Here is a 23,473-nt window from a genome sequence, read left to right as displayed (position 1 = left end):
GCCATGAGTCTTCTCGGTCAGTCCGCGCCCGATTTCACGCTGCCCTCCACGAGCGGCGAGCCGGTGACCCTGAGCAGTTACCGGGGGCACAAGCACGTGGTGCTGGTGTTCTACCCCCTCGACTTCAGCCCGGTGTGCTCCATGCAGCTTCCCGAGTATTCCGGGCGCCAGGACGACTTCGCCGAGGCGGGCGCCGTGGTCCTGGGGGTCAACCGCGACAGCGTGTACGCTCACAAGGCCTGGGCCGCCGAGTACGGCATCGAGGTCCCCCTCCTCGCCGACATGAACCTGAACGTGGCCCGCCAGTACGGGGTCGCCATCGACGAGCGCGGCATCACCGGGCGGGCCGTCTTCCTGATCGACCGGGCGGGCGTCGTGCGCTTCGAGCATGTGGAGGCGAAGACGAGCGAGTACACGGTCAGGCCGGAGGTCGTGCTGGGGAAGCTCGCGGCGCTGTAGAGGCCATGTGGTGAACTCCCAGCGCCACGCGACGCCGGACACCGTGGAGTGCGTGCGCTGCCGGGCCCGATTCCCACTTGAGCACTTCCGGCTGGGAATGAGGGTGCCCTGTCCCGCCTGCGGCCAGGAGGGGGTGCCTAGGCTGGTCCACTCCGGGTTCTTCTGGTGGGACGTGACCTTCGGTGATTTTCACGGCCTCCTGCTCGACGACGACACGCGAGAGGCCACGTCCCGCCGTGTTCTCGACTGGTTGGGCTGGACGCTGAACAGTCAGGAAGAGGAGGCCTTTTTCGTGGACGCGACCGGGCGGCGGCACTCCCTGGAAGCGGCGCACCTTCTCATCCAGCACACGCCGGAGTGGCAGTTCGACCTCTACCAGATGGCGATGAACTTCTGGCGCTGAGGAGTGGCCCCGGAGTGGTCCTGCGGTGAAGGGCGAGGAGCCCAGACCTTGTGAGGGCTCCGCCTTGTGGCAGAGGCGTGAACTGCCGCGCCTGTCTACGCTCAGTCCATGAATCCATCCCCCGACGCCTGGGGCCTGCCCGACGGAGCGCTCTACGACGCGTTCGTGGCCCTGCACGCCCAGCCCCTCGCCCCCTGGAGGTCGGCGCTGGAGGAGGTGCGTGCCCGCCACGCCCTGCCGCCGGGCGAGTTTCGCCGCTTTCCGCTCGGCAAGAATGCCGTCTTCGCCCTGAGTGACGTGGTGGTCAAACTCGTGCCGCCCCTGTGGTCCGGGGACGCGCGGCGCGAGGGAGCGGCGTTGCGGTTGGTGCAGGACTGCCTGCCGCTGCCGACACCGGAGGTCGTGGCCGCCGGAGAACTGGGGACGTGGCGCTACGTGGTCACGGCCCGGCTGCCCGGTCGCCCCCTGCGCGAGGTCTGGTGGGACCTGCCGGACACCGAGCGGGCGCGGCTCGCGGGGGAACAGGCGGCGCTCATGCGCGAAGTCCAAGCGATTCAACCCGGTCCCGCTGCCGCCGCCGCACTGCACTTCGACTGGCCGGGCCTGCTCCTCGTTCAGGGACTCGAACTGCCGCGCGAGCTGCGTGCCCCGCCCGCTCTGCGTGAGGGTGCGGCGGCCTTTCTGGAACATGTCTTGCGCGCTGGACCCGGGTTCGCCCGCTCCCACGTCCTGCTCCACGGGGACCTGAACTTCCTGAACCTGTTGTGCGAGAACCGAAATGGCCGCGTGACCCTGACCGCCCTGATCGACTGGAGCGACGCCCGCCTGGGTCCCCCGGCCCACGACCTCATCTCGCCCGCCGTGAACCAGTTCCGCCGCGATCCCGCCGCCCGCCGCGCTTGGGGTTCTGCCCCGAACCTCACCCCGGACGACGTGAGGGAGGCGACCGCCCGCGCGCTGCTGTATTACCCGGATGAGTGGCCGGTTCTCCTCGCGGACCTGGGAGCGGAGGGGGTGCGCGACTGGGAGACGGTCGGGGCGGCGCTGTTCGGCGTGGGCTGACCACGCCCGGGATCACGCCAAGCGGGGCATCTCTGGCAGCGTCCAGGCGGCGAGGTCGTCCAGCAACGTTCCCACGTCGTCACCCGACAGCAGCAGGTCGCGGTGGCCGGGGCGCACCAGGCCCTCCCGGACGGCGTGGTCCACCCAGGCGAGGAGGGGGTCGTAGTACCCGGCGACATTCAGCACGCCGCAGGCCTTGGCCTGGGTGCCGATCTGCGTCCAGGTGAGCATCTCGAACAGCTCGTCGAGCGTCCCGTACCCTCCCGGTAGGGCGAGAAAGGCGTCCGAGAGCTCGGCCATCAGCGCCTTGCGTTCGAGCATGTCTCCCACCACGCGCAGGTCACTCAGGCCCGGGTGGGCGACCTCGCGCTCGACGAGGTGGCGCGGGATCACGCCGATGACCTGCCCGCCCGCCGCGAGCGCCGCGTCGGCAATGACCCCCATCAGTCCGATACGTCCCCCGCCGTACACCAGCGTCAGCCCCCGCCGGGCCAGCTCCCGCCCGAGGTGACGGGCGGCCTCCACATACACCTCTTTTGCCGCCCCGCTGCCGCCCAGGAACACCCCAACTTGCCTCACGCCCCGCCTTCCCGCCGCAGGGCTGCCAGAGCGTTCTGCGCCGTGAGCGTCAGGTTCCCGGGCAGAGCGCCGGGTGAGAAGAAGCGCACCTCCTCCGTCTTCTCCGGCTCGGGATTGGAGAGCTGTCCCCCGACGATGCACGCGAGGTAGGCGGGGGCGACCCAGTGCTGGCCCTCGGCGGGAACAAGGTGGTCGGTCACGCACAGCAGGCGCACGAGTTCGACGTGGAGGCCCGTTTCCTCGTGTGCCTCGCGCACCGCCGTCTCCTCCAGGGTCTCCATGAACTCCACCTTGCCGCCCGCGATGCTCCAGCAGCCCGCCTCCGGGGCCCGCCTGCGGAGGGTGAGCAGAACCTCACCGGCATCGTTGAGGATCAGCACGCCGACGCCCACACGGGGCGTGCTGGCTGAGGCAGGCGTCACGGTTTCGGGCGCAGGCATAGGGCGTTGTATCACGGCCCTCCTCGCAGGTTCCTCGTTTGACCCTCGGTTTGGGCGTGTTTGAGAAGCCTGCGACCTCACTGCGCCACTCGGCGGATGCTCGCCTCCCCCCGGTGCTCTAGCCTGGGGAGATGCAAGGCGTGCCCTCTCCTCCAGCCGCCCCGTCCCCGCCGCGCTCCGAGGCCGCGCGCGTGCTGCGCGAGTACCTGGGGCCGCTGCGCTGGCAGGTCATGGCGCTCGCCGCCCTGCTGCTGACGGGGACGGGCCTGAACCTCCTGCTGCCACAACTGTTGGCGCGCTTCGTGGACGGGGTGAAGCTGGGTGCGGGGGCGGATGTGGGCCTGCTCATGCGGCTGGCCGGGGCCTACATCGCGCTGGGGCTGGGGGTGCAACTCCTCACGGCGGGGGCGACCTACCTGGGCGCGCAGGTGGGATGGGCGGCCACCAATAGATTGCGCGCCGACCTGATGCGTCACATGCTCTCCCTCGACCTGCGCGAGCACCAGGAGCGCACGCCCGGCGAGATGATCGAGCGCATCGACGGCGACGTGACGGCCCTGAGCAACTTCTTTTCCCAGTTCGCGGTGCGGGTGTTCGGGGCGGCCCTCCTCCTCGTCGGCGCCCTCGTGATGTTCTTCCTGGAGGACTGGCGGGTGGGGCTGGGCGTCTCCCTCTTCGCCCTCGTCACGCTCCTCGCCCTCAACCGGACGCGGCGGGCGGGGATCGAGCCGACCCGGCTTGAGCGCGAGAGCAGCGCCCGGCTCTTCGGTTACGTGGAGGAGCGGCTGGCGGGCCTGGAGGACGTGCGTGCGCTGGGGGCGGGCGAACATCACCTGCGCGGCTTCCTGCGGGTGCAGCGCGAGTTCTTTCAACGCAGCATAGGGTCGTGGTTGCGGCGGAGCATCGTGTGGCAGATCAGCATGGCCCTCTTCGCTGCCGGGTACGTGGGCGTGCTCGGCGCGGCGGTCGGGCTGTACGCGGCGGGGGCGATCACGCTGGGCACCGCCTTCCTCTTCTACCAGTACATGAGCATGGTCGAAGAACCTATCGACCAGCTCACCCAGCAACTTCAGGACCTGCAAAAGGCGGGGGCGAGCCTGGTGAGGGTGGGCGAACTGCTGAAGCTCCGGTCCGCCCTGCAGGGGGGCCCGCGCGACCTGCCCCCCGGCCCCCTCGACCTGACCTTCGAGGACGTGACCTTCAGCTATGTCCCCGAGGACCCCACTGTCCGGCCCGTGTTGGGGGGCGTGAGCTTCCACCTTCCCGCCGGGCAGACCCTCGGCCTGCTGGGGCGCACCGGGAGCGGCAAGACGAGCCTGACGCGGCTGGTCTCGCGGCTGTTCGATCCCAGCGAGGGGCATGTGCGTCTGGGCGGCCTCGACACCCGCGAGGTGCGGCTGGAGAGCCTGCGGACCCGCGTCGCCGTCGTCACCCAGGACGTGCAGCTCTTCCAGGCCAGCGTGCGCGACAACCTGAGCTTCTTCGACCCGGAGGTGCCCGACGAGCAGGTCGAGGCTGCGCTGCGCGAGGTGGGGCTGGGCTCCTGGCTCGACCGCCTCTCCGATGGCGTCCGCACCCCCCTCCCCACCGGGAGCCTCAGCGCGGGGCAGGCGCAGCTTCTCGCCTTCGCCCGGGTCATGCTGCGCAACCCCGCCGTGATCATCCTCGACGAGCCCAGCAGCCGCCTCGACCCCGCCACCGAGACCCAGCTCACCCGGGCGATGACCCGCCTCCTCGCCGGACGCACCGCCATCGTGATCGCGCACCGCCTGGAGACTGTCGCCCGCGCCGACCGCATCCTCGTCCTGGGGGAGGGCCGGGTGCTGGAGGACGGCCCCCGCGCCGACCTCGCTCGCGACCCCGGGAGCCACTACGCGGGGCTGCTGCGGGTGGGTCTGGAGGGGGACGGGGCCGAGGTGGTGGGGGAAGGGGTGCTGGCGTGAGAAAGCGGTCCGTGGGCAGTGGGGAGTGGTGAGTGGAGGAAATCGCCCCCGCATTTGCTTTCGCCCCCCGTCTTTTCCCACTCACCGCTGACTACTCCCCACTCACCGTCTACTCTCCACTCACCGTCCCCCGGAGCCTCCCATGACCACCTCCCCATCCCCCCAAGGCCGCACCCTCGCCCTCTCCGCGCGCCTCTTCGTCTACCGGCCGTGGTTGTTCGCGGTCAATCTGCTGCTGTGGGGACTCGTCCACGCGGCGCCCGCGCTGCTTACCCTGGCGGTGAGTGCGGTGTTCGGGCGGCTGGACGAGGCCGAGCGGCTGCGGGGAAGCGGGCAACCCATCGACCCGGCCCTCACGGCGGCGTGGGTGGCGGTCGCCGGGTTCGCCCTCGTGCGGGTGGCCCGCTTCAGCGTCTTCTACGGGGGCTTCCGGCTGTGGGTCGAGCTGTCGTACACGCTCGACGCCCTCGTGCGGCGCAACCTGCTCGCCTACCTCCTGACCGCGCCGGGCTCGCGCCGCCTGCCCGACACGCCCGCCGAGGCGGTCAGCCGCTTCCGGGACGATGTGGACGACGTGGCGAACTACACCGAGATCTGGGTGGACGCCTGGGGCCTCCTGATCTACTCGGTGATCGCCGTGGTGCTGATGGCGCGGGTGGACCCGTTGATCACCGCGCTCGTGTGCGCGCCCCTGGCCCTGATCGTCGTGTTCATGCAGCGGCTCTCGCCCGTCATCCGCACCTACCGCCGCCGGATGCGCGAGGCGACCGCCCGCGTGACCGACTTCATCGGCGAGACCTTCGGGGCCGTGGGTGCCGTGAAGCTCGCCGCCCGCGAGGGGGGGATGGTCGCGCACCTCACCGCCCTGGGGGAGGTCCGGCGGCAGGCCGCCCTGCGCGACGTGCTGCTCACCGAATTGATCCAGGGTGTGAACACCAATATGGTGAACGTGATCGTCGGGCTGGTCCTCCTGCTGGGGGCGAGCCGGGTGCGGGGCGGCTCAATGGACGTGGCCGACTTCGTGCTGTTCATCGGCCTGCTGCCGCGTCTGGCCCGCAGCATGGGCTTTTTCGGCCACGCCATCGCCAGCCACCGCCGCACCGGCGTCAGTTACGACCGCATGGAGCGCCTGCTTCAGGACGCGCCCCGCCCCACCATCGTCGCCCACCACCCGGTCTACCTGCGCGAGGACCCGCCCGCCGTCGCTCCCGCTCCCCGGCCCCTTCCGTTACGTGACCTCCGGGTCGAGGGCCTGACCGCCCACCACCCGGGCGGAGCGGGTGTCACGGACGTGAGCTTCACCGTGCGCCGGGGCGAGTTCGTGGTCGTGACCGGGCGGATAGGCAGCGGGAAGACGACCCTGCTGCGCGCCCTCCTCGGCCTGATGCCGCACGCCTCGGGACGCATCCTCTGGAACGGGGAGGAGGTCACCGACCCCGCCACCTTCCTCGTGCCTCCCCACACCGCCTACACGGCGCAACTCCCGGGCCTCTTCTCCGAGACCCTGCGCGAGAACGTGCTGACGGGCGCGGACGAGGAACGGCTGGAGCGCGCGGTGCGGCTGGCCGTCCTCGAACCCGACCTCGCGGGGCTTCCGGCGGGGCTGGACACGCAGGTCGGGGCACGCGGGGTCAAGCTCTCGGGCGGGCAGGTACAGCGCACGGCGGTCGCCCGGATGCTCGCCCAGCACGCCGACCTCCTCGTGTTCGACGACGTGTCGAGTGCGCTGGACGCCCGCACGGAAGCCCTGCTGTGGGAGGGCCTCTTCCGCGAGGAGGGCACGACCTGCCTCGTCGTCTCCCACCGCCGCGCCGCCCTGACCCGCGCCGACCGCATCCTGATCCTGGAGGGCGGGCGCCTGACGGGCGAGGGGACCCTTCCCGAACTGCTGGAGCGCAGCGCGGAGATGCGGGCGCTGTGGGCGGAGGAGGGCTGAGGCGTGCAGACCAAGTATGGACGCTAAAAAGGCGTGCCTGTGGTAGCAAGCACGCCTTGAGTCGGACGGGAACGTAAGGGATTCGAACCCTTGAGCCGCAACCAGGACGACTGGGCGTCCCTCCTGCTCATCCAGTCCAGCCACCTCGACGGGCCCTCATCGGGGACGCCCACATTCAACCACTCTGTCAACGCCCCTCTGCTCCAAGTTTAAAGCCATTTCCACGCAAGTCCATTGGCCCACACGCCCCGAGCCCCTTATCCCCGCCCCCGCAGGTACTCCTGAAGCCAGAAGTAGCTGTCCTTCGGCGTCCGGGTCAGCGTCTCGAAATCGACGTGGACGAGGCCGAAGCGCTGGCTGTAGCCCTCCGCCCACTCGAAGTTGTCGAGCAGGCTCCACGCAAAGTAGCCGCGCACGTCCGCCCCCTGGTTCATCGCCTCCCACACGGCCTCCAGGTGCGCCTCGTGGTAGCGGATGCGGGCCTCGTCGCGCACCCGCCCCGTCTCGTCCACCCGGTCGGGGTAGGAACACCCGCTCTCCGTGACGTACAGCGGCGGGCAAGCGTCCCCGTACCGCTCTTTGAGGCCCGTCAGCGTCTGCGTCAACCCCTCGGGCACGACAGACCAGCCGAAGCCCGTCTTCTCACGGCCCGGCACGCTCCCCCCGTGGCCCCCGAACGGGGAGAAGCGGTCGGCGCGCACCCAATCGGGCTGGTAGTAGTTCACCCCCAGGAAGTCGAGGGGGGCGGCGATGATGCCTAGGTCGCCGGGCTGCACCACCTCCAGCGCCCCCGGCACGCGCTCGGAGAGCAGTTCGGTGACGGCGGCGGGATATTCGCCCTTCAGCAGGGGATCGGTGAAGAGCCAGTTGTGCCAGGCGTCCATCCGTGCCGCCGCCCGCTCGTCCGCCTCCCGGTCGCTCGCGGGCCAGGCGGGGGCGTAGTTGTTGGCGAGGCTGATCCTCCGGGCCCCCGCCTCCCGCAGCGCCCGCGCCGCCAGCCCGTGCCCGAGGAGTTGGTGGTGCGCCACCGGGAACCCGGCCAGCCCCAGTCGCTTCCCCGGCGCGTGGTTCCCGAAGATGTGCCCGAGCAGGAACACGATCACGGGCTCGTTCAGGGTCATGAAGCCGATCACCCGGTCGGCGAGGCGCTCCCCGACTATGAAGGCGTACTCCTCGAAGCGGTGCGCGGTGTCGCGGTTCATCCACCCGCCCGCGTCCTCCAGCGCCTGCGGCAGGTCCCAGTGGAAGAGGGTGGCCCAGGGCTGGATGCCTGCCCCCAGCAGCTCGTCCACCAGTCGGTCGTAGAAGGCCAGGCCCGCCTCGTTCGCCCGCCCGCGTCCCTCGGGCTGGATGCGCGGCCACGCGATGCTGAAGCGGTAGGCGTCCAGGCCCAGCGCACGCATCAGCGCCACGTCCTCGCGGGAGCGGTGGTAGTGGTCGCAGGCCACATCGCCCGTGTCCCCGCCCTTCACGTGTCCCCAGGTGTGCGAGAAGGTGTCCCAGATGCTCGCGCCACGCCCGCCCTCGCGCACCGCCCCCTCGATCTGGTAGGCGGCGGTCGCCGCACCCCACAGGAAATCCGCCGGGAGATTGGTCATGGGGGCATTGTGACGGGGGAGAATGGGGAGGTGACGCCGAACGTGTTGACCTTACGTTGGATTCCCAACAGTGCCGGTGAAGGTCGAGAGGTTGAAGTCCTCGTGGACGGGGTGAACCTCATCGAACGGGCACGAGCCTGGGAAGCCCTGCACACACCCGAGCCGAAGCTGGCGGGAAGTTATTCCGGTGTGAGGGAGTGGAACGCGCAGGACGACTTACGTGATTGGTTTGACCCGACACAGGACCGGGTGAGCCTGCTGGTCTGCGAGTGCGGCACAGGGGGCTGCTGGCCCCTCCAGGCTCGCGTGACCCGTGAAGGCGATCATGTCACCTGGAGCGACTTCGAGCAGCCGCACCGTCGAGGCAGGTGGTCCTACGACGGCTTCGGCCCATTCGTCTTCGAGGCCGGGCAATACGACGCTCAGGTGAAAGCCGTTCTGGAGAACGTGTAGGGCAGCGCCAGGAAGAGAACCTCTTCACGACAGCCCTTCACGTCCTGCTCGTTTCCGCCTCCCGCTGTCCGGTCACCCAGTACCTCACCCGCTCGGCCACGTTCTCCATGTGGTCGCCCACGCGCTCAAGGCTGCGGCCCACCCGCATCAGGGTCAGGGCCTTGGAGATGTTGCGGGGGTCTTCGAGCATGTAGGTGACGAGTTCGCGCTGAATCTGCTCGTACAGCCCGTCCACCTCGTCGTCCATCTCGATGGTGGCCTCGGCGCGGGTCACGTCGCGGTCGGCGATGGCGGTGCGCAGGTTCTGGCTCATCTCGCCCAGCCGTTCGAGCATCCGCGCGAGGTTGATGTACCGCTTCAGGGCGGGGGTCTGCGCGAGTTCCGCCCCGTCGGCGGCGACGTGGACCACGTAATCGCCCATGCGCTCGATGTCCGAAAGGCTCTTGAGAATCAGGGCGACGAGTCGCAGGTCGCGGGCGACGGGCTGGTGCAGGGCGATGATCCGCAGGCACTCGGCCTCGATTCGTTCCTCCTGCGCGTCCACCTCGCGGTCGATGGCCTTGACCTCCTCCAGGCGCTCGGCCCGCGCGTGGATCAGCACGTCCCCGGCGATAGGCAGCATCCGCTCGACGGTGCCGAGCATGTTGAGGGTGCCGTTGAGGACGGCCCGCAGGTCGGTTTCCAGGGCTTCACGCATGAGAACTCCTCCCAGGAACGTAGCACCCCGGGCGGGGCAGACAGGTCATGGAACTGTGATGGCTCCGGACGAGCCCTCACCTGAGCGTGGGATGGGGCGCAGCCTGCGATTTTCATGGAAGCCTTCCTCTCAATCAGGCATCTCCCTCTCAATAAGGGTGCTCATCTTTAACCGCACGTTTTTCTCGGCTTCAGAGAGCGTTATTTTCGACTCCACACCTTAACTTTCTCAGACAAGGCGAAGTTGCATTTCGCACAATGGCCCCGAAGTTAAGTCACACCCCACAAGGAGCGAAGAACATGCCACACCTTCATCGACTGTCCGACATCTCCAACAGCTACCGCGAGGACTTCCAGGACGCGGGAATGTACAACCCGGTCGGCGCGACCGCCTACGCGGGGAGCCGTCAGATCGGCACGGTCCGCGACGTGCTCGTCGACGACGACTACGGCAAGATCCGTTACCTGCTCGTGGACGACGACAACGGCAGCCTGAACGGGGCGCTGATCGTTCCCATCGGCTACGCGCGGATCGAGAACGACGGTGTCTACTTCGACAGCATGAATGAGGGCCAGCTCTCCTCGCTTCACCGGTACGACGAGAACGAGGAATACACCTTCGACCTTGAGGAGAGTGACGAGCGGGTGCTGCGTGGCGCGAACACGGCGATGGGAACGTCCACGACCTCCACGACGACCACCATGTCCGGCTCCACGATGGGCGACGCGGCGATGAGCACGGCGGCCACGGGCGCGATGAGCACGGGAACCGCGAGTGCCTCCTACGACCGCGAGGCCCGGGAGCGGATGTTCAGGACCCCCGAGCGTCTTCAGCTCCTCGAAGAGCGCCTGTCGGTCAACAAGGAGAAGTACCGCGCAGGCAGCGTGCAGATCGGCAAGCGGGTGGAGACCCACCAGGAGACCGTGAGCGTGCCGGTACAGCGCGAAGAGGTCATCATCGAGCGCCACCCCGTCAGCAACCCGCAGCCCGTGCAGGGCGACGTGCTCTCGTCGAGCGGCAGCGAGACGGTCCGGGTGGACCTGGAAGCCGAGCGCGCCGAGGTGAGCAAGCAGGCCTTCGTGGCCGAGGAGGTCGAGGTCGGCAAGCGCGTCGTGACCGAGCAGCAGACGGTCACCGACACCGTGGGCCGCGAGGTGCTGGAGGTCAACCAGACGGGCGACGTGAGGGTCACGGGCGACGAGGACGACCTGCGGAACAACCGCAGCTAAGCCAGGCCTCAGGCCGCCTGGACTCACACGGCATCTTCTTCTCCCAGCCACGCCGGAGGATTCAATGACCCACAACATGCGTAACCTCATGCTCGCCCTGGCCCTCGTCTCCGCTCCGGTGATGGCGACGGCCCAGACGGACGCCACCGACACCGCGACCACGGCCACCGATACAGCTACCGACGCCGCGACTACAGCCACCGATACGGCCACGGACGCCGCCACCGGAGCGGCTGACACAGCGACCGACGCCGCTACTGGAGCGGCCGACGCGGCCACGGACGCCGCCACCGGAGCGGCTGACGCAGCCACCGACGCGGCGACGGGCGCTGCTGACACCGCGACCGATGCGGCCACCGGCGTCCAGAACGACAACATTACCACCGAAACAGAGAGTGACGGCGCCGCCGGGAACGAAGTTCAGGGCACGGACACCACGGGGACCGATACCACGGGCACCGACACCACCGGCACGGACACGACCACGACGGACACGACGACCACGGGCGCCGGCACCACGGACGCCACGGCGACCGATGCCGCGACGACGGGGACGACCGACACCACCACGACCACGACCACCACGAACAACAACCGTGGCTTCCCCTGGGGCCTGCTCGGCCTGATCGGCCTCGCGGGGCTGGCGGGACGGGGTGGTCAGCAGCGCACCACCGAGGTCCGGCTGGGTGGACCGACGGAAGGACCGCGCCGCTAAGGCGAGACAGAAAGACAAAGGGAGGAGGGGGAGCCGTGAACGCTCCCCCTTCCTCCTTTGCGCCCGGTTACCCCAGTCCCGCCACCCCCGGCAGCGTGAAGCAGAAGGCGTTGTGCCCGCCCCGGCGTTCGACCCACGCCTGCCCGCCCCAACCGTGGACGATGCTGCGGACGATGTACAGGCCCATGCCGCTCCCCTGCCCGGTGGCGTGCCTGCCCCGCGTGTGCGCGCGGAAGAGGGCCTCGGTGTCCTCCAGGGGGGGGCCGTGGTCGAGCACGGCGACCTCTACCCAGGAGTCGCGCCGCGCCGTCTGCACCTCGATGGGGTTCTCCGGCGGGCCGTACCTCAGGGCATTTTCGATCAGGTTGAGAAGCACCTGAAGCAGCTTGTCGGGGTCGGCGCGCACGAGATGGCTCTCGCCGAAGGTGAGCCGCGCTCCCCGCGCGCTCAACTCGGGAGCGAGCAGGCGTTCGGCGCGGGCGAAGGCGTCGGCGAGCGGCAGGGTGCGGGCGCGGGTGGGGCGGAAGCCGACCGCCAGGTCTTCGACGAGGCGGGCGAGGCGCTCGACTTCCTGGAGGCCCTGCCGCACGAAATTCCGCGCGAGTTCGGGGGGCATGTCGTACTCCAGGGCCTCCAGCACCCCCTTCAGCCCAGCGACCGGGGTTCGGAACTCGTGGGAGAGCACGGCGGTCGCCTCGCGCAGCTCGGCCTCCCGGCGGCGCAGCTCGGTCACGTCCTCGACGATCAAGGCGCCCTCCCCGTCCTCCCCCGGGCGCACGGCGGTGCAGCGCAGGGTGCGTCCGCTCGCCTCCAGTTCGAGTTCGCCGCCGCGCTCGGCCAGCGCCTCCAGGGTGTGACGGCGCACGACCTCCAGCAGCGGGCGGCCCGCCGCGCGTTCCGGCGCGACACCCCACAACCGGGCGGCAGCGGCGTTCACCCAGGTCACCGTCGCGGTGCGCGGGGCCGTGTCAGTGGGACGAAAGAGCAGCACGGCCTGGGGCAGGGCGTCCATCCAGGCTCCCAGCCGGGGAGCGGGCCCGGCGGTCATGATCCTTCCGCCCAGGGCCGCATCCGGTAGCCCTTGCCCCGCACGGTCTCCACGAAGCGGGGCCGCGCGGGGTCGTCTGCCAGGTGCGCACGCAATTGGGTGACGTGCTGGTCTACCGTGCGCTCACCCCCCAGGAAGTCGGCCCCCCACACCCGGTCGAGCAGTTCGGTGCGCGAGTACACCCGGCCCGTGTTCTGGGTGAGGAAGGCGAGCAGGTCGAACTCGCGGCGGGTGAGGTGGAGCCGCGTGTCCCCCAGCCGCGCGGCGGCGGCCCCCAGGTCCAGGCTGAGCGGCCCGTTGCTCAGAAGCTGGGGCGTCTCGGGCAGGGCGCGTCTCAGGAGGGCCCGCACCCTCGCCACGAGTTCGGCGGCGCTGAAGGGCTTGGTGAGGTAGTCGTCCGCCCCCGACTCCAGCCCCTCCACCCGCTCCGCCTCCGCCGCCCGGGCGGTGAGCATCAGCACGGGGAGGCGCCGCCGCCCGGGATCGGCACGCAGGCGCCGCAAGAGTCCCAGACCGCTCTCGCCCGGCAGCATCCAGTCGAGGACGAGCGCGTCCGCCGCTGCCAGGGCCTCCTCCGCCGCGCGCACCGTGTCAAAGGCGCTCACCCGCAGCCCGGCGCGTTCCAGGTGAAAGCGCACCACCTCCCGCACGGTGCCCTCATCCTCGATCACGACCACATGGCTCATTGCCCTCATTGTGGGGCGCAAGGTCAGGCGGATGTCAGGAGAGCGGTCAGCGATCAGCTCTCAGCTGTCAGCAAAAGCCTTTTGTGGCTGACCGCTGACGGCTGAAAGCTGACTGCTCTCCCTTCACACCGTCCGGTCCGCCGTCTGTTCGGGGAAACTCATCACGTGGGCGTCGCTCCACAGGCCTTCGAGGTCGTAGTACTCGCGCGCCTCGCGGGTCATGATGTGGACGACGATGCTGCCGCCGAAGGCGAGGAGCAGCCAGCGTTCGCTGGGGCCCTCCACGCTGGGGCGGGGCAGGCCCGCCTCCTGGGCCTTCTCGCGGATGTTCTCCTGCACGGCGTTGAGCTGAAGGCCCGCCGTGGCGGTGCAGATCACGAAGTATTCGAGGGTGGAGGAGACCTCGGTCAGGTCGAGCACGACCACGTCCTCGGCGCGGCGTTCGCGGGCGGCGTCCACGATGACGCGGAGCTGGTGCTGGGTGGGGTCGCTGGTCTGTGATGTCGAGGTCATGGGTTCTCCGTCTGGGGGACGTGGCTCAGAAGGGGCCTCTGCCCGCCCCGGCCGAGGTCGGCGAGGGCGGCGAGGCTGACGCGGGCGTCCGCCCCCAGCAGGATACCGACCTCGTTCGCCGAAACCGGGAAGCGTTCACCCTGGAGGCGGGGAAGCCCCAGCGCGCCCGCGAGTTCGTTCGCGGCCTCCACGCTCTGCCCCGTGAAGATCTGGCTCGCCTCGCGGCTGGCGGGCGCGGCCTCCACCGTCACGCGAGTGTACCCCAGCGCCCGCAGCGCCCGCTCCAGGCCCACGCCGAGGTTCGCGCCGCTCGCGTCTACCACGCGCACCATGACGTCCGGCGCGGCCGGGGGCGCGGAGGCTCCAGCCTGCCGACCCCACACCCGCGCGAGCGCCTCCCGGTCCGGCGCGAGGTTGAAGGTGCCCGGAATCGCCCGGGTAGGCAGGGTGGCGAAGGCGAGCTTGAGGTTCGGCAGGTGGGGCAGCAGGGTGGTCAGGAGCCCCGGATCGACGTTCGTCTCCACCCCGTTTCCGATGCCGCCCAGGATGGTGGGCAGCGCCGCCAGCCCCTGCGGGGATTTGAGCCGCGCGGCGAGCTGGGTCAGCGCCTGCTTCTGGTGGTCGATGCGCCCGTAGTCGTCCCCGAAGCCCTTGCGCACCCGCAGGAACAGCACGGCCTGTTCCCCGTTCAGGTGGTGCGGCCCTGCCGGGAGCCTCAGGTCCACCCCCGCTGCCCGGTCGACCCACTCGATCCCGCCCCCCGGCACGGTCACGTCGAGCCCGCCGAGCGCGTCGATCACCCGCGCCACGTAGTCGGTGCGCACGACCACGTAGGCGTCCACCCGCTCGCCCGTGATTGTCTCCACCGCCCGGGTGAGGGCCACCGGACCCCCCGACCAGTAGCGGCTGTTGACCTTCTGCGCGGCGACCGATTCCTGCGGGTCGAACTCCCCGACGTTCGTGTCGCGCGGGATGTTGAGCACGCTGACCTGAGTACCGTCCACCTTCACGAGCATCAGCGTGTCGGTGTTGGGAGGCTGGACGAGTCCGGTGCGCTGGTCCTGATTCTTGCAGGGCGTGCGGTAGTAGCAGTACACGATGTCCCGCCCGGCGAGGAGGAGCGTGAAGTGCGGCACGCTCCCGTCCACCCGGGCGGCCCGCAGCGGGGCCGGGCCCGGCGTGCCCAGCACGGCGAAGCCTCCCAGCGAGAGGGCGGCGAGGCTCAGCCCCCCGATCTGCAGGGCACGCAGCCGGGAGAGGCGGCGGGTGGGCGGGGAGGCCGTCATGCGTGGGAGGGGGTGCCCCGGCGCCGACGCGTGGGCCGGACAACCTGCCCGCCCGGCTCACCCGGCACGGGGCACGCGGGCGGCTCCTGCCCCCCGGCCAGCGCCTCCCGCACGCACGGCAACGCGTGGTAGGCGCGCAGGGTGCGGGGGTGTACCGTGATCCCGCGCCCCTGGAGGTACGTGACCTTGGAGACGATGGCGTTATTCAGCGCCGCAGCCAGGTCGTGCAGGGCGAGCTCGCGGATATGGTCGTTCACCCCGCGCCCGGGCTCGGACACGTCGGCGATGTACACGCAGTCGGCGACCGGGTTGCCGCCGCGCGGGCCGGTCGTGTGGTCCTCGACCGCCTCCAGCACCACGGGGTCGCGGTAGCCCCAGCGTTCGAGCAGGGTGCGGGCCGCCCGCCCGTGCAGCGCGAGCGGGTGCGCCGCGTCGATGGTGCACTCGGGGGGTGCCAGGCGCAGCAGTTCGGCGTCCGGGAGGTCGCGGGCGATGTCGTGCAGCAGACCCGCCGCGTACGCCCGCGCCTCGTCGAGCCCGTTGGCGCACGCAATCCGGCAGGCGAGTTCGGCCACCCGCAGCACATGTTCGTACCGGCGGGGCCGCACCATCAGCCGCACCCGCTCGTCCCACCCGGCCAGTTCGGCCAGCGGGTGCTGAAGGTCGAGGAGTTGAGCAATCATATGGCTACTGGAGTGCCGCGCCACACCATGTGTGAAGTATACCGCCCCTGAGGCCCGGTATCTTGACGTGAGAAACGGTAGCGCTTCCATTTCGGGTGGGTTCCTCACTCTCCGGGGTGGGGACCGGGGAAGTGGTGCGCGTCGGGAGGGCGCTAGCATTCCCTCCCTTGTGCGGCGCTGGACCAGTCCCAACCTCTCCCACAAGCGCCTGATGCAAATCACGGATTGGATTGGGGTTGTTTTTCTTGTCCAGCACGGGGACGGTCTGCGCTCGTCACCCCCTCCCCGGCCCTCCACAAGCGGCTCTCGGAGTCCCCCGCGAGGGGGGAGAAAAAGCGCCCGCCTGTAACGAGGGTTTCCTGCTGCACATCAAGTGTCAAAGGGGCAAAAAGACAGTGCCCAGCCTGTCCTTGAGGGACGCTGCTGGACTTCTCGGCCGGGTCCTCAGGGCCCCGAGGTCCCCGTCTGTGGGCCAGGCGAGGAATCGTCGTCCGGCGGCGTCGTGGTGGGGCGGCGCTCGACGGTCAGGCGCACGTTGACCGTCTCCAGCGCCTGGGCTCCCGCCGGGACGCGCAGGGTGACGGGGGCGGTGTAGGTGCCCTCACGGTAGGTGACGACGCCCGTGACCTCGCGCAGACGGGAGAGGAGTTCGGGGGCGGCGATCAGGCGCACGCTGCTGGGCTGCACGCTGACCGAGGTGACGCGCAGGCCGGGCGGCGGATCGTTCAGCACCACCCGCACGGCCTTGACGGGCAACTCCCCGGTGTCGAGGCGGCGCACCGTCACGCTGGCGGGGGAGGTGGTGACGCCGGGGACGGGCTGGCCCTCGGCGTCGAGGGCGATCAGCGCCGCCTCGCGCTCGTCGCCGGGGGCGAGGCTCAGGGGCGTGCTCACCAGGCGCGCCACCTCACGCACGACCCTGCCCGGCCCGCGTACCGTCGCCTCGTCGGGCGTCACGCTGTAGCGCGGCACGCTCGTCTCGGGGGGGGTGGCGACGCTGAGCGTCACGGGCAGGGTGCGGCCGAGCCGGGTGTCCACGAAGCCCTGCACCCGTCTTGGCCGCTGTTCGCGCAAAGAAGTGCCACTGGGGGACTCCACGGTCACGGGCAGGGTAAAGCTGCCCTCGGGCACGCCCGTCACGTCCACCACCGCCCGCACGTCGTCGCCCGTGAGTTCCTGGAGCCGCTCGCGCCGCCCGCTCAGCGTCACCCGGACGGTGGCGGGGGTCAGGCCGCTCACGGCGCGGGTCCCCTCGCCGCGCCCACCCGTCGTGTCGGAAACGGTCACGGGCACGTCGAAGCCCTGCTCGACGTTCGCCCGGCGGTCGCTCGTCGCGACCACCCAGAGGGTCACGGCCACCAGGAGCGCGAGCACCTTGGCGGGCAGGTTGTGCATCGCCCGCCGCCACAGGTAGCGGGGATCGAGCCAGCGCCGCACCTCACCGCCGCCTCCCCTCACGCGCCTCCCCGTTCGGGCTTGCCGCCCGCCTCGGACTCCGGGGGGGTGGGAGGAGGTGCGCCCGGCACGCCCGGCAGCTCTCCCGTCAGGTCCGCCCGGTCGTACACCAGCGCCCGCAGTTGCTCACGCAGTTCCGAGCCGTTGAGGTGCGGGCCCAGCCTGCCCGCCAGGGCGATCCGCATCGAGCCGCGCTCCTCACTGACCACGAGCACCACGGCGTCGGTGAGTTCCGAGAGGCCGATGGCCGCCCGGTGCCGGGTGCCGTAGCGGCGGTAGGTGCCGTCGGCGGCCTGGAGGGGAAAGAGGCACCCCGCCGCCACGACCCGCGACTCCTGGATGATCACGCCGCCGTCGTGCAGCGGCGCGTTGCGGGCGAACAGCGCCTCCAGAAAGGGCACGCTCACCACCGCGTCGAGCCGCACCCCGGTCGCCGCGTACTCCCCGAGCGGGGTGCGGCGCTCGATGGCGATCAGGGCGCCCGTCCGCCGTTCGGAGAGGCGCTCCATCGCCCGCGCGAGGTCTTGCAACGCCGCCCCGCTCTGCCCGGCGTCGCGCCCGCGCGGGCGGCCCACCCGCTCCAGGGCGGCACGCAGTTCCGGCTGGAACAGCACCACGAGCGCAAAGAGGCCCACCGTCCCCGCCCGGTCGAGGAGGTAACTCAGGGTGGCGAGGCCCAGCACCTTGGAGATCACCCACACCCCGGCGAAGACCAGGATGCCGCGCACCACGTTCACCGCCCGCGTGCCCACCACCAGCAGGTAGCCCTGGTAGATCAGGAACGTCACCAGCAGCACGTCGAGAACGTCCTGAAGGGTCAGTGAACCGAGGGAGGACAGCAGGCCCGGCGCTCCTTCCTCCCGGGTGGGCAAGCGTGCGGCACGGGTCCACTATACGGGCCCCGGGGTGAGTTGCCCCCGAAGCGCGGCCGTCCCCGGCGCCCCTGTCAAGCCCTCCCCCCGGCGAAGCTCAGCGAACTCGAAATCCTGGGTACGTCCACCCTCGGCGCCGAGCCCTTAGCGTGGCGCTATGCCCATCCAGATTCGGTTCCTCGGACAAAGCGCCTTCCTGCTCGAAAGCGGCGGGCACCGCGTCCTGATCGACCCCTTCATCGTGGGGAACCCGAAGTCGCCCGTCACCGTGGAGGAGGCGCTGGGCTGGAACGTCAGCGCCGTCCTGATCAGCCACGCGCACGGGGACCACTGGGGCAACGCGCTCGACTTCGGCCGGGCGGGCGTGCCCGTCATCGGCACGGCGGAGATCGGGGGCTACGCGGGCCAGCACGGCGCGACGAACGCCATCGGCGCGAACATCGGCGGCACCGTGCGCGGCGAGTGGGGGAGCGTCTACTTCACCCCCGCCTGGCACTCCTCCTCCTTCCCCGACGGCACCTACGGCGGGATGCCCACCGGCCTCGTGATCGAGATGGGCGGCACGCGCGTCTACCACGCGGGCGACACCAACCTCTTCTCCGACATGCGGTTGATCGGCGACCGGGGCCTGGACGCCGCCCTTCTCCCCATTGGCGACCACTACACGATGGGCCCGGAGGAGGCCGCCCGCGCGCTGGAACTGCTGCGTCCCCGCGTCGCCGTGCCCATGCACTACGGCACCTTCCCGCCGCTGACCGGCGACCCGCAGGTCTTCGCGCGGGAGGGGCAGGCGCGCGGGGTGGACGTGCACGTGCTGGAGCCCGGCGAGACGACGGAGGTGTGAGTCCGGCGGGGCGGGTCCTCCTTGCGGCCTAACCCTCCAGGGCGGACACGGGGTAGCCCAGGGCCGTGAGTTCGGAACGGACGTAGTTCAGGGCGGTGTCCTCCAGGGCCTGCGGGTAGGGTTCTCCCGCCCGCCGCGCCAGGTGGGGGCCGTGTGCCCGGACGAGCCGTGCCAGGGCCAGGTGGGCCCGGATGAGCGTTCGGGGGGAAAGGTCGCCCAGGGTCACGAGGGCTTCGAGGTGCTGGCGGTCTTCCGGGGAGAGGAAGGCGTTCAGGTTCTTGACGCCCCGGTCCCGCACGGTTCCGGCCCCCAGCATCAGCAGGTCGCACACCAGACCGACCTCGACCAGCAGGCCGTTCAGGGCCACCAGCCGCTCGTCCCGGCCGATGACGGCGGGCAGCAGGGTCAGGCACCGCCAGAATTCCCGAGCCTGGGCCAACCCCCGCCGGGCCAGGGCGACACCGTCGGGGGGTGGTCCCCCGCTCTCCCACCGGAGACTGCCCGGAGTCTCGTGCAGCACCCGGACGGCCACGGGGTCGAGGCCCACCGACTCGCCCCGGTGAGGCCACAGGTCGAGGCGCAGGGCGTCGTGGGTGAGCGCGTTGATCATGTGCCCGCCGAACAGCCGGTTGAACAGGACCAGGGGCCGCACCCCGTTCAGCCAGTCCTCTGCCTCCGCCCCGAAGGTCGCGAAGTCCCGCTCGTGCAGGAGCACATGCAGGTCGATGTCCGAGAACCGGTCCGCGTTCCCCCTCCCCAGGCTGCCCTCTAGCCAGGCCGCCCGAACCCGGGGGTCGGCGGCCAGCGTCACGCCCAACTCCGCCACGTACCGCTCACGGCGGGCGGACGGGTCCTCGGCGGTGGAGGGCATCACCGGCCGAGTATAGGAGGTGGACGGGTTCTCACCCCGTCTTCTGGAACTGCACCTGCACCCCCAGCCCGTCCGCCGTCTGCCGCGCCTCCTGAAGCCGGGCGAGGGCGTCGGGCAGCAGGGCGCGCTCGGGCCGCTGCCACAGCGCCTGGGCCACCTTGCTCGCCCGCCGGACGAACAGCACCTCGCCGGGGCGGGCGAGGGTGATGGCCGCGAGCAGGGCCTGGGCGCTCGGCGGCACGGCGGAGAGGAGGTCGAGGTGGACGTGGGCGGTCACCCGCTCCCCGTGGCGGCGCAGGCTCACGCGCGCCTCGGGGCTGCTGGGCCGCTGCTCGATCAGCACGTCCGCGTGCGGCCCGGCGAGGGCGGGGGTGGTCAGGCCCCGCCGGGCGTCGTTGGCGAGGTCGTGGGCGGCGAGCATGTGACGCCGGGTGCGGGGCGTGTAGCTCAGCCGCAGCCGGACGCCCCGCGCCTGCGCCTCGTCCTGAACCTCGCGGGCGTGTTCGGTGAGCGAGTGCGGTCCCCTTCCTCGCCCCACTGACGCGATGACCGCCTCGTTGTCGGTGTACACGGCCAGCGACTCGTTCGCCGGGGCGTGACGGACGGCTTCCAGCACGGCGCGCAACTCGGCGGCGTTGTTGTCGGGCGCGTTCAGTTGCCCCTGGTAGCGGGCGGGCAGGGTTTCGGGCAGGAGCAGCACCAGACCCCAGCCGCCCACCCCTTGCCCGTCCTGGAGTTCGTGCCAGCTCGCGTCCACATAGGCCTGATTCACGCCGCGCCTCCGGGGCGGGCACGCCTACAGCTCAAGGTCCAGCGTGCGTGACAGCACCCGGCGGGTGAGCGCGTGGAGGCGGCGCGAGCGCAGGGTGAGGGCGTGGGGAAAGGGGGGCGCATGGTCAGGGAACTCCATGCGCCATGATAGGGAAGGAACGCGCCGGGGCGCCGTGTGAGGTCCCGCGCTCGGGCAGCGGTGCGATACTCCAGGCATGGACGTTCTGGCGCTCTACCGCGAGGCGGGCGCGTACCACGAGGGGCACTTCCTGCTCGCCTCGGGCCGCCACTCCCCGAAGTTCCTGCAATCGACCACACTGCTCCAGTACCCCCACCTGACGGAGCGTATAGGCCAGGGCCTCGCCGAGAAGCTGCGCGAGGCAGGGGTACACGCCACGGTCACCGTCGGCCCCGCGATGGGCGGCGTGGTCCTGGCCTACGAGGTCGCCCGCCACTTGAACCGGCAGGGGGGCACCCGCGCCATCTTCGCCGAGAAGGACGGACAGGGCGGCATGAAGATCAGGGAAGCCTTCACCCTCGCCCCTGGTGAGCTCTTCGTCGCCGTGGAGGACGTGCTCACGACCGGCGGCAGCGTACTGAGGGCTGTGCGCGCGGCGGAGGCGGCGGGCGGAACATGCGTCACCATCGCCTGCATCGTGGACCGCCGCAAGGAGGAGGGGCCGCTGGAGGGCTACCCGCTTGTCAGCCTCGCCCGCCTGACCTTCGACACCTACCTGCCCGAAGAGGTGCCGGACTGGCTGGCGGAGCGGCCGTTGCAGAAGATTTGAGCTTGTGGCGCGTGGTTTGTCGAGGGAGGCACGCCGTTTTAGCTTTCCCGAGCACCTCGGAACTCCTCAGCGGAAGTGTCCACGTGGCTCACCGCATCGCGGCCTTGCCGGGCGAGGAAGCGGCGCACGAGTTCGTAGCCGAGGGCGTACCCGGCCCAGCGCGGTAGGCCCGCCGCCTCCGAGCCGAAGAACCAGGCGTTGTGATCGTAGGTGGGGGTGTCCAGTTCCGCCCGCGCCCGGCTCCACAGAGCGCCGAGGTCCGTGAGAGGGCGCGCGTAGGGTGGAGGCTCGCCCCGCTCCTCCACCTCGAAGTGCTGGGCCAATCCCTCGCTGACGAGCGCCTCCAGCAGCGTCCTCCCGTACCCCGGCCCCCGCCATCGCCGCGCGTGGTGGAGTTCGTGAGCGAGCGTAGCGGGAATTTCGGTGCGCCAACACTCCGTGAAATTGGGATTCCCGGGAGTGAGGGTGACCTGTACCCAATGCGGCAGCGGCGCGTACCCACCCACCCCCGTCTCCGGCAGCGTCCAAGGCGTCACATACAACGCCACGTCCACCTCGTCCAGCCCCAGCCGCCCCGCGTGCCGCACCAGCGCCGCCTCCGCCACCTCCCGCACCTCGGCAGCCAGGGCGGAGGAGAGCAGCCCGCCCGCGTTCATCAGGTGCAGCACGTTCGCCACGCCCACACCCTACAAACAAAACCGGCGGCCAACCCCGAAGGGCTGACCGCTGGTGGCTGAACGCCGACCGCCCCTACACCTCCAGCAGCATCCGCGCCGGGTCTTCCAGCAGGTTCTTGATCGTCACCAGGAAGAGCACGGCCTCGCGCCCGTCGATGATGCGGTGGTCGTAGCTCAGCGCCACGTACATCATCGGGCGGATGACGACCTGCCCCTGCTCGGCGACCGGGCGCTCGATGATGTTGTGCATCCCCAGGATGGCGCTCTGCGGCGCGTTGATGATCGGGGTGCTCATCATCGAGCCGAAGGTGCCGCCGTTCGTGATCGAGAAGGTGCCGCCGCTCATGTCCTCCAGCGTCAGCTTGCCGCCCTTGGCCTTCTGGGCGAAGCCCGCGATCTCCTTCTCTATGGTGGCGAGGCTCATCTGGTCCGTGTCGCGCAGGATGGGCACGACCAGGCCCCGGTCACTGGCGACCGCGATGCCGATGTCGTAGTAGCCGTGGTAGATGATGTCCTTGCCCTCGACCGAAGCGTTCACGACTGGGAACTGCCTCAGGGCCTCGGTCGCCGCGCGCACGAAGAGGCTCATGAAGCCCAGCTTGACCCCGTGCTTGGCGACGAACTGGTCCTGGTATTTCTTGCGCAGGTCCATCGCCGGTTTCATGTTCACTTCGTTGAAGGTGGTCAGCAGCGCGGCGGTGTTCTGCACCTCCTTGAGCCGCTCGGCGATGCGCTGGCGGATGCGCGTCATGGGAACCCGCTGCTCAGCGCGGGGGCCGCTGGGCACGGGGGCCGGGGGAGTGGGGGTGGGCGGAGTGGTGGGCGCACTCGGCTGGGCCGTTTGCGTGACGGCGGGCTCGGCCACGGCGGTCGGTGCGGCCTGGGCGGTCGCCACGGCGCCCATCGCGTCCGCCTTGGTGATGTTGCCCCTCGGGCCGGTCGCGGGAATCTGGGCCGGGTTCAGGTTGTTCTCGTCCACCACACGCCGCACGGCGGGGGAGAGGTCGTCGCGCCGGGTCGCCTCGTTCCCTAAGGAGGCGCTGTCAGGCTGGGTCGCCGTGCCGCCCGCGCTCGTCTCGTTTGCCACCGGGCCGCTCGCCTGATCAGGGGCCGGGGCGGCAGGTGTGGCGGCCGGGGCGCCCGCGTCGCCGACGGTGCCCAGGACCTCCTCGCTGAGCACGGTGTCGCCCTCGTTCTTGATGATGCTCTGCAAGACGCCGTCCTGCTGGGCGGTTACCTCCAGCACCACCTTGTCGGTCTCGATCTCGGCGATCACCTCGCCGCGACTGACCGCGTCGCCGGGCTTCTTGTGCCAGGTCAGCAGCGTGCCCTCGCTCACCGACTCGGAAAAAACGGGAACCTTGATTTCGGCCATAACGAGACCCTTTATACCCCCCGGGGAGCGTGACTGGCGCGGGGACGCTCCCCGGGAGAGGGGCGCGGAACGCACGAAAAGGGCGGGGGT

The 23,473-nt window shown here is 70.6% G+C and carries 25 protein-coding genes and 1 tRNA gene; 10 read left to right on the top strand and 16 right to left on the bottom strand.

The features are described 5' to 3' along the window. Positions 1 to 3: 3 nt before the first annotated feature. The 3 genes from DAETH_RS15515 (at position 4) to DAETH_RS15505 (ending at position 1,924) form a co-directional block, all read left to right on the top strand. Positions 4 to 459, top strand: a complete 456-nt coding sequence (locus DAETH_RS15515) for a peroxiredoxin (protein ID WP_264775777.1) — start codon at positions 4 to 6, stop codon at positions 457 to 459. A 133-nt stretch (positions 460 to 592) separates the two neighbouring features. Beyond that, positions 593 to 862, top strand: a complete 270-nt coding sequence (locus DAETH_RS15510; protein ID WP_264775776.1) for a hypothetical protein — start codon at positions 593 to 595, stop codon at positions 860 to 862. A gap of 108 nt (positions 863 to 970) precedes the next feature. Next, positions 971 to 1,924 (top strand): phosphotransferase family protein, encoded by a 954-nt coding sequence (locus DAETH_RS15505; protein ID WP_264775775.1) that lies wholly within the window; start codon positions 971 to 973, stop codon positions 1,922 to 1,924. 12 nt (positions 1,925 to 1,936) lie between these two features. On the opposite strand, the gene DAETH_RS15500 is transcribed toward DAETH_RS15505, so the two are convergent. Both DAETH_RS15500 and DAETH_RS15495 read right to left on the bottom strand, forming a co-directional pair. Continuing rightward, complete coding sequence (locus DAETH_RS15500; protein ID WP_264775774.1) at positions 1,937 to 2,503, bottom strand: LOG family protein; 567 nt, start codon at positions 2,501 to 2,503, stop codon at positions 1,937 to 1,939. Beyond that, a complete protein-coding gene (locus tag DAETH_RS15495; protein ID WP_264775773.1) occupies positions 2,500 to 2,943 on the bottom strand; it encodes an NUDIX domain-containing protein in 444 nt (147 codons plus the stop codon). The genes DAETH_RS15500 and DAETH_RS15495 overlap by 4 nt, the downstream gene beginning before the upstream one ends. Before the next feature lie 131 nt (positions 2,944 to 3,074). Here DAETH_RS15495 and DAETH_RS15490 point away from each other — a divergent pair, with 131 nt between their 5' ends. Together DAETH_RS15490 and DAETH_RS15485 are read left to right on the top strand one after the other, a co-directional pair. After that, the gene (locus DAETH_RS15490; protein WP_264775772.1) at positions 3,075 to 4,886 is read left to right on the top strand and encodes an ABC transporter ATP-binding protein; all 1,812 of its coding nucleotides are present in this window, start codon (positions 3,075 to 3,077) and stop codon (positions 4,884 to 4,886) included. A 142-nt stretch (positions 4,887 to 5,028) separates the two neighbouring features. Then, positions 5,029 to 6,822 (top strand): ABC transporter ATP-binding protein, encoded by a 1,794-nt coding sequence (locus DAETH_RS15485; RefSeq protein WP_264775771.1) that lies wholly within the window; start codon positions 5,029 to 5,031, stop codon positions 6,820 to 6,822. A 67-nt stretch (positions 6,823 to 6,889) separates the two neighbouring features. On the opposite strand, the gene DAETH_RS15480 is transcribed toward DAETH_RS15485, so the two are convergent. Both DAETH_RS15480 and DAETH_RS15475 read right to left on the bottom strand, forming a co-directional pair. Then, positions 6,890 to 7,019: transfer RNA gene (locus tag DAETH_RS15480), tRNA-OTHER, on the bottom strand. A gap of 60 nt (positions 7,020 to 7,079) precedes the next feature. Beyond that, positions 7,080 to 8,420, bottom strand: coding sequence for a GH1 family beta-glucosidase (locus DAETH_RS15475; RefSeq protein WP_264775770.1), 1,341 nt, complete (start codon positions 8,418 to 8,420; stop codon positions 7,080 to 7,082). A gap of 9 nt (positions 8,421 to 8,429) precedes the next feature. Here DAETH_RS15475 and DAETH_RS15470 point away from each other — a divergent pair, with 9 nt between their 5' ends. Then, positions 8,430 to 8,873 carry a hypothetical protein gene (locus tag DAETH_RS15470; protein ID WP_264775769.1) on the top strand — a complete coding sequence of 148 codons (444 nt, stop codon included), beginning with the start codon at positions 8,430 to 8,432 and terminating at the stop codon, positions 8,871 to 8,873. Between the two features lie 37 nt (positions 8,874 to 8,910). On the opposite strand, the gene phoU is transcribed toward DAETH_RS15470, so the two are convergent. Beyond that, positions 8,911 to 9,570: a phosphate signaling complex protein PhoU gene (phoU, locus tag DAETH_RS15465; RefSeq protein ID WP_264775768.1), complete on the bottom strand. Its 660-nt coding sequence runs from the start codon at positions 9,568 to 9,570 to the stop codon at positions 8,911 to 8,913. 299 nt (positions 9,571 to 9,869) lie between these two features. Here phoU and DAETH_RS15460 point away from each other — a divergent pair, with 299 nt between their 5' ends. Then, a complete protein-coding gene (locus DAETH_RS15460) occupies positions 9,870 to 10,799 on the top strand; it encodes a PRC and DUF2382 domain-containing protein (RefSeq protein ID WP_264775767.1) in 930 nt (309 codons plus the stop codon). 64 nt (positions 10,800 to 10,863) lie between these two features. Continuing rightward, positions 10,864 to 11,514, top strand: a complete 651-nt coding sequence (locus DAETH_RS15455; protein WP_264775766.1) for a hypothetical protein — start codon at positions 10,864 to 10,866, stop codon at positions 11,512 to 11,514. A 67-nt stretch (positions 11,515 to 11,581) separates the two neighbouring features. Here the strand turns inward: DAETH_RS15455 and DAETH_RS15450 are convergent, their stop codons facing one another. The 7 genes from DAETH_RS15450 to cdaA form a co-directional block, all read right to left on the bottom strand. Continuing rightward, on the bottom strand, positions 11,582 to 12,562 hold the full coding sequence (locus tag DAETH_RS15450) for a sensor histidine kinase (protein ID WP_264775765.1): 981 nt from the start codon (positions 12,560 to 12,562) through the stop codon (positions 11,582 to 11,584). Further along, positions 12,559 to 13,248, bottom strand: a complete 690-nt coding sequence (locus tag DAETH_RS15445) for a winged helix-turn-helix domain-containing protein (protein WP_264775764.1) — start codon at positions 13,246 to 13,248, stop codon at positions 12,559 to 12,561. The genes DAETH_RS15450 and DAETH_RS15445 overlap by 4 nt, the downstream gene beginning before the upstream one ends. A gap of 123 nt (positions 13,249 to 13,371) precedes the next feature. After that, a complete protein-coding gene (gene rsfS, locus DAETH_RS15440; RefSeq protein ID WP_264775763.1) occupies positions 13,372 to 13,761 on the bottom strand; it encodes a ribosome silencing factor in 390 nt (129 codons plus the stop codon). Then, a complete protein-coding gene (locus tag DAETH_RS15435; protein WP_264775762.1) occupies positions 13,758 to 15,047 on the bottom strand; it encodes an LCP family protein in 1,290 nt (429 codons plus the stop codon). The genes rsfS and DAETH_RS15435 overlap by 4 nt, the downstream gene beginning before the upstream one ends. Then, complete coding sequence (gene yqeK / locus DAETH_RS15430) at positions 15,044 to 15,730, bottom strand: bis(5'-nucleosyl)-tetraphosphatase (symmetrical) YqeK (RefSeq protein ID WP_264775761.1); 687 nt, start codon at positions 15,728 to 15,730, stop codon at positions 15,044 to 15,046. Before yqeK ends, DAETH_RS15435 begins: the two co-directional genes overlap by 4 nt. A 444-nt stretch (positions 15,731 to 16,174) precedes the next feature. Then, entirely contained in the window at positions 16,175 to 17,188 is a 1,014-nt protein-coding gene (locus tag DAETH_RS15425) for a CdaR family protein (RefSeq protein WP_264775760.1), read from the bottom strand. Beyond that, positions 17,185 to 18,057 (bottom strand): diadenylate cyclase CdaA, encoded by an 873-nt coding sequence (cdaA, locus tag DAETH_RS15420; RefSeq protein WP_406585086.1) that lies wholly within the window; start codon positions 18,055 to 18,057, stop codon positions 17,185 to 17,187. The genes DAETH_RS15425 and cdaA overlap by 4 nt, the downstream gene beginning before the upstream one ends. A 163-nt stretch (positions 18,058 to 18,220) precedes the next feature. Here cdaA and DAETH_RS15415 point away from each other — a divergent pair, with 163 nt between their 5' ends. Then, positions 18,221 to 18,901: a metal-dependent hydrolase gene (locus DAETH_RS15415; RefSeq protein WP_264777448.1), complete on the top strand. Its 681-nt coding sequence runs from the start codon at positions 18,221 to 18,223 to the stop codon at positions 18,899 to 18,901. 28 nt (positions 18,902 to 18,929) lie between these two features. Here DAETH_RS15415 and DAETH_RS15410 read toward each other — a convergent pair whose 3' ends face one another. Continuing rightward, positions 18,930 to 19,775, bottom strand: coding sequence for a nucleotidyltransferase domain-containing protein (locus DAETH_RS15410; RefSeq protein ID WP_264775759.1), 846 nt, complete (start codon positions 19,773 to 19,775; stop codon positions 18,930 to 18,932). 28 nt (positions 19,776 to 19,803) lie between these two features. Next, entirely contained in the window at positions 19,804 to 20,544 is a 741-nt protein-coding gene (locus DAETH_RS15405; RefSeq protein WP_264775758.1) for an RNase H family protein, read from the bottom strand. A gap of 214 nt (positions 20,545 to 20,758) precedes the next feature. Here DAETH_RS15405 and pyrE point away from each other — a divergent pair, with 214 nt between their 5' ends. Further along, complete coding sequence (pyrE, locus tag DAETH_RS15400; protein WP_264775757.1) at positions 20,759 to 21,331, top strand: orotate phosphoribosyltransferase; 573 nt, start codon at positions 20,759 to 20,761, stop codon at positions 21,329 to 21,331. A gap of 38 nt (positions 21,332 to 21,369) precedes the next feature. Here pyrE and DAETH_RS15395 read toward each other — a convergent pair whose 3' ends face one another. Together DAETH_RS15395 and odhB are read right to left on the bottom strand one after the other, a co-directional pair. Next, positions 21,370 to 22,008 (bottom strand): DUF2268 domain-containing putative Zn-dependent protease, encoded by a 639-nt coding sequence (locus DAETH_RS15395; protein ID WP_264775756.1) that lies wholly within the window; start codon positions 22,006 to 22,008, stop codon positions 21,370 to 21,372. A gap of 73 nt (positions 22,009 to 22,081) precedes the next feature. Continuing rightward, positions 22,082 to 23,383: a 2-oxoglutarate dehydrogenase complex dihydrolipoyllysine-residue succinyltransferase gene (odhB, locus tag DAETH_RS15390; RefSeq protein ID WP_264775755.1), complete on the bottom strand. Its 1,302-nt coding sequence runs from the start codon at positions 23,381 to 23,383 to the stop codon at positions 22,082 to 22,084. Positions 23,384 to 23,473 lie beyond the last annotated feature (90 nt).

Origin of the sequence: Deinococcus aetherius (assembly GCF_025997855.1) — a bacterium.
Taxonomy (GTDB): Bacteria; Deinococcota; Deinococci; order Deinococcales; family Deinococcaceae; genus Deinococcus; species Deinococcus aetherius.
This window is presented reverse-complemented; position numbering and strand designations above follow the sequence as displayed.

Excerpts from the sequence above, each read along its gene's own strand:
- DAETH_RS15475 (WP_264775770.1), bottom strand. The coding sequence starts at position 8,420 with ATGACCAATCTCCCGGCGGATTTCCTGTGGGGTGCGGCGACCGCCGCC.
- phoU (WP_264775768.1), bottom strand. The coding sequence starts at position 9,570 with ATGCGTGAAGCCCTGGAAACCGACCTGCGGGCCGTCCTCAACGGCACC.
- DAETH_RS15485 (WP_264775771.1), top strand. The coding sequence starts at position 5,029 with ATGACCACCTCCCCATCCCCCCAAGGCCGCACCCTCGCCCTCTCCGCG.
- DAETH_RS15435 (WP_264775762.1), bottom strand. The coding sequence starts at position 15,047 with ATGACGGCCTCCCCGCCCACCCGCCGCCTCTCCCGGCTGCGTGCCCTG.
- yqeK (WP_264775761.1), bottom strand. The coding sequence starts at position 15,730 with ATGATTGCTCAACTCCTCGACCTTCAGCACCCGCTGGCCGAACTGGCC.
- DAETH_RS15460 (WP_264775767.1), top strand. The coding sequence starts at position 9,870 with ATGCCACACCTTCATCGACTGTCCGACATCTCCAACAGCTACCGCGAG.
- pyrE (WP_264775757.1), top strand. The coding sequence starts at position 20,759 with ATGGACGTTCTGGCGCTCTACCGCGAGGCGGGCGCGTACCACGAGGGG.
- DAETH_RS15495 (WP_264775773.1), bottom strand. The coding sequence starts at position 2,943 with ATGCCTGCGCCCGAAACCGTGACGCCTGCCTCAGCCAGCACGCCCCGT.
- DAETH_RS15505 (WP_264775775.1), top strand. The coding sequence starts at position 971 with ATGAATCCATCCCCCGACGCCTGGGGCCTGCCCGACGGAGCGCTCTAC.
- DAETH_RS15515 (WP_264775777.1), top strand. The coding sequence starts at position 4 with ATGAGTCTTCTCGGTCAGTCCGCGCCCGATTTCACGCTGCCCTCCACG.
- DAETH_RS15490 (WP_264775772.1), top strand. The coding sequence starts at position 3,075 with ATGCAAGGCGTGCCCTCTCCTCCAGCCGCCCCGTCCCCGCCGCGCTCC.
- DAETH_RS15445 (WP_264775764.1), bottom strand. The coding sequence starts at position 13,248 with ATGAGCCATGTGGTCGTGATCGAGGATGAGGGCACCGTGCGGGAGGTG.
- DAETH_RS15450 (WP_264775765.1), bottom strand. The coding sequence starts at position 12,562 with ATGACCGCCGGGCCCGCTCCCCGGCTGGGAGCCTGGATGGACGCCCTG.
- rsfS (WP_264775763.1), bottom strand. The coding sequence starts at position 13,761 with ATGACCTCGACATCACAGACCAGCGACCCCACCCAGCACCAGCTCCGC.
- DAETH_RS15455 (WP_264775766.1), top strand. The coding sequence starts at position 10,864 with ATGACCCACAACATGCGTAACCTCATGCTCGCCCTGGCCCTCGTCTCC.
- odhB (WP_264775755.1), bottom strand. The coding sequence starts at position 23,383 with ATGGCCGAAATCAAGGTTCCCGTTTTTTCCGAGTCGGTGAGCGAGGGC.